Origin of the sequence: Micromonospora sp. CB01531 (assembly GCF_001905095.1) — a bacterium.
Taxonomy (GTDB): Bacteria; Actinomycetota; Actinomycetes; order Mycobacteriales; family Micromonosporaceae; genus Micromonospora.
In genome coordinates this window covers 1-3,476 of sequence record NZ_LWLS01000038.1, presented here as the reverse complement: position 1 = coordinate 3,476, position 3,476 = coordinate 1, and the positions used below count along the sequence as shown (strand labels likewise).

At 68.0% G+C, this 3,476-nt stretch carries 1 protein-coding gene and 1 pseudogene; both read right to left on the bottom strand.

The annotated features are described in order from the left end of the window. Nucleotides 1-139: 139 nt before the first annotated feature. On the bottom strand, nucleotides 140-610 hold the full coding sequence (locus A6A27_RS07320) for a UPF0158 family protein (RefSeq protein ID WP_073833792.1): 471 nt from the start codon (nucleotides 608-610) through the stop codon (nucleotides 140-142). A 1,546-nt stretch (nucleotides 611-2,156) separates the two neighbouring features. Next, a pseudogene (locus A6A27_RS07315) lies at nucleotides 2,157-3,391 on the bottom strand (IS3 family transposase). Between the last annotated feature and the right edge of the window lie 85 nt (nucleotides 3,392-3,476).

Below are 3,476 nucleotides of genomic sequence, written 5' to 3'. Positions count from 1 at the left end.
ACTGCCAACGAATTAACGACTCAGGACACTAGGGCGTGGAGCGGCACAACTCCGTCGCCGGCACGCAGGCGATGATCGGGCGTTCCTTCTGAGCCTCTCATGTCGGGCGGTGCCGGATCCCGAGGCGGCAGGGGCGCAGTCAGGGCACCGCCGGGTCAGGGTGCTCGGCCCGGGCTCGCTCCGCCGCATCCTCCGCGATGAGGTTGTTGTCCGCCAGGAATCCGATCGCACGCCGCAGGGCATGCGCGTTGTGGAAGTCCTGCCACACCGACACCAGGTGCGGGTACTCCTCATACAGTTCGTTCCGGAAGCGCCGGAAGGCGCCCCTGCCGTCGATCGCTCGATGCAGTCGTCGGCTGGCGCGCTCGTCGCTGAGCAGGTCCGCGAAGTCGGCCATGTCCTGGTACCACACGTAGGACGGCAAGGGGTCGATGGGCACCACGTCGAGTTCGTCGAGGTCGACGGGTGTCTTACCGTCGATGCCACCATCGGCAGTCCAGAAAAACACCTCTCCCGTTGCCGGGTCGATCAGCCACCGGTGCTCGTACGCGCTCTGGTCCTCCAGCGCAGTAGCGATCTCCTCAAGGTCGAAGTCGTGTGGATCGCGCATCCGTTCCACCTTCGCAAGCCGTGGCAGTTCTCAAGTCCACCGAGAATACGCCGCCACTCTCGGCAGTCCGGCCCACCACTTCCTGGCCCCGTGCCGTCGAGTCCACGCCGAACTCGCCTTGCACTGCTGCGGCGGTGATCAGACGGCATCGCCCGAGACCCGGGTGCGCTCACGCCGCCGAACAATGCTCCGCTTTGTACGGCGCCGGCATGTGCAACCCCCGCACCTGTCGGTACTGGCGCTGCAGCACCCTTTTCGCGACCACCAGGGCCAAGCCGATGCCCAGTTGCTCGGACTGGGTCACCTTGCTGGTACACCAGTTGCCACGCCGACGCTCCGACCTGGACCGTACTGGTCACCGGCCGGATACGGCCGACCGGTTTAGAGGGCGCCCGACACGTCGAGCTGGCGCTGATCACGCCGGACGAGGTGATCGAGCTGCTTTCCGGATCATCGATGACGAGCGCGTCATGCGGCACATCGAGAAGGCCACCGAGATCGCGGGGTACTGCGGCAGCCTGCCGCTCGCCGTAAGGAGAGCGGGCGCACGGCTGGCGGCCGGCCCGCCTGGCCTGGCGACTGGCGCAGATGCTCGGCGACGAACGACGGCGGGCTGGACCGGCTAACCACCGGCAATCTCGCCGCCGGCCACAGCCGTCGCAGGCGCCCCGCCGACGCATCGTCGCGCGGTGATGCTGACCGCCATCCTGGCTGCCATGCACCAGACCTGCTGGCCCGCAACCGCGTGGGACCCGACACCGGCACTACCCTGCTCATGGCCGCAGGAGTCAACCCCGAACGGCTCCGCTCCGAAGCCGCCCTCGCCGCCCTTTGCGGGTCAGCCCGGTCGAGGCATCCTCCGGCGAAACCCGGCGCCGCCGGCTCAACCGGGCGGCAACCGGCAGGCCAACGCCGCCTTGCACCGAATCACCCTCTCCCGCCTGCGATGGGACCGCACCACCCGCGCCTACGCCGAACCCCGCGTCCGGGGCGGCAAAACCCGACGCGAGGCCATCCGCTGCCTCAAGCGCTGCATCGCCCCAGAGCTCTACCCAGTACTCACGACACCCGCGAGCAGCTCCGCCCTCACGGCCGCTTGACATCCATAGGAGTCTCCGATGTCCCTATCGCGACGCCCATGCCGGGCGTGAAAATGGGGGTGGTCGCTCGCCGACGTCGTTGATGCCTGGTGCTTCGAGCCCGGATAGGAGTCTGACGCTGGGAATGTGATCAAGGGGCCCTGCCTTGTCGCTTCGAGCACGCGAGTCCGCCTCTATTTGCTACCCCGACCGTTCCCGCGGGCGACCGCCCTGGCGGCGCGAAGGAAAGGGTGACTGCGGTGGAAGACAGCAGAGAGGAACCGGCGCAGGTAGTGGCGCGGGTGTGCGCGATCGACATCGGCAAAGCGGGCCTGGTCGCGTGCGTGCGGGTCCCGCACCCGACGAATCCGGGTCGGCGAGTGCAGGAGGTCCGCGAGTACGCATCCGTGACGCCGGCCTTGCTGGCCCTGGCCGACTGTCAAGCCCCGGGTTTGATGGAGAGTTGGTTAGCTGGTTTCCAGGGGTGCGGTGACCGGGTGGGTCATCGCGTGTAGCGCCTCGTACTCGGCGGGTGGGACGTGCCCGAGCTCGCCGTGCAGCCTGCGGTTGTTGTACCAGTCGATGTATTCGACGGTGGCCATCTCTAGGTCGTCGAGCCCGCGCCAGGGCCCTTTGTTGCGGACGAGTTCGGCCTTGTAGAGGGAGTTGAACGCCTCGGCCATCGCGTTGTCGTAGGAGTCGCCCTTGGAGCCGACGGAGGCGACGGCGCCGGCTTCGGCGAGCCGTTGGGTGTAGCGGATCGCTCGATATTGGACCCCGCGGTCGGAGTGGTGGACCAGTCCTTGCAGGTCAGCGCCTTGATTTTCGCGGCGCCAGGTCGCCATCTTCAGCGCGTCGAGGGCCAGGTCGGTGTAGAGGCTCGTGGACACCTGCCAGCCGACGATCATGCGGGAGTACACGTCCAGCACGAACGCGGCGTACACCCAGCCCACACTCGTGCGCACGTAGGTCAGGTCGGCGACCCACAGCCGGTTCGGGCTGGCTGCGGTGAAGTCACGTTTGACCAGGTCGCGGGGGCGTTCGGTCTCGGCTGCGGGCCGGGTCGTGCGCGGGGACTTGTCGCGCAGCAGCCCGCGTAGCCCGGACTCGCGCATCAGCCGCTCGACGGTGCACCGGGCCGCCTCGATGTCCTGGCGGTGCAGCTCGTGCCAGATCTTGCGTGCCCCGTAGACGCCGTAGTTCTCCGCGTGGATCCGCTCGATCACCGCGGTCAGCTCCTCATCGCGTCGCGATCGGGCGCTGGCGGGGCGGGTCTTGGTGGCGTAGTAGGTCGACGGTGCGATCTCGGCCGGCGTGTCTTCCAGCGCCTGCAGGACCGGCTGGACACCGTGCTGTTCCTTCTGGGAGTCGACGAACTCGACCTTCATCGCGACGGACGGTCCAGCTCCGCCGCGAAGAAAGACGCCGCGGACTTCAGGATCTGATTCGCCCGGCGCAGCTCACGCACCTCCCGTTCCAGGGCGGCGAGGCGTTCCGCGTCGCTGCTGGTGGTGCCCGGCCGCTCACCGGCGTCGGTCTCCGCCTTCTTCACCCACGTGCGCAACGCCTCCGGATGGACCCCGAGCTGATCGGCGATCCGACGGATCGCTCCGACCGCGGACGCCGGATCCCGACGAGCCTCGACCGCCAACCGGGTCGCGCGCTCACGCAGCTCATCGTTGTACTTCTTCGGTGCGGGCATCGCTGGTGTTCCTCCCAGGTTTCGATGTCTCCATCAAACCCGGTGCGGGACAGACTGGCTGCGGTGTGAGCGGGTCGAACTGGTG

What these genes read in the sequence shown, in the direction of transcription:
- A6A27_RS07320 (WP_073833792.1), bottom strand. Translation starts at nt 610, where the DNA reads ATGCGCGATCCACACGACTTCGACCTTGAGGAGATCGCTACTGCGCTG.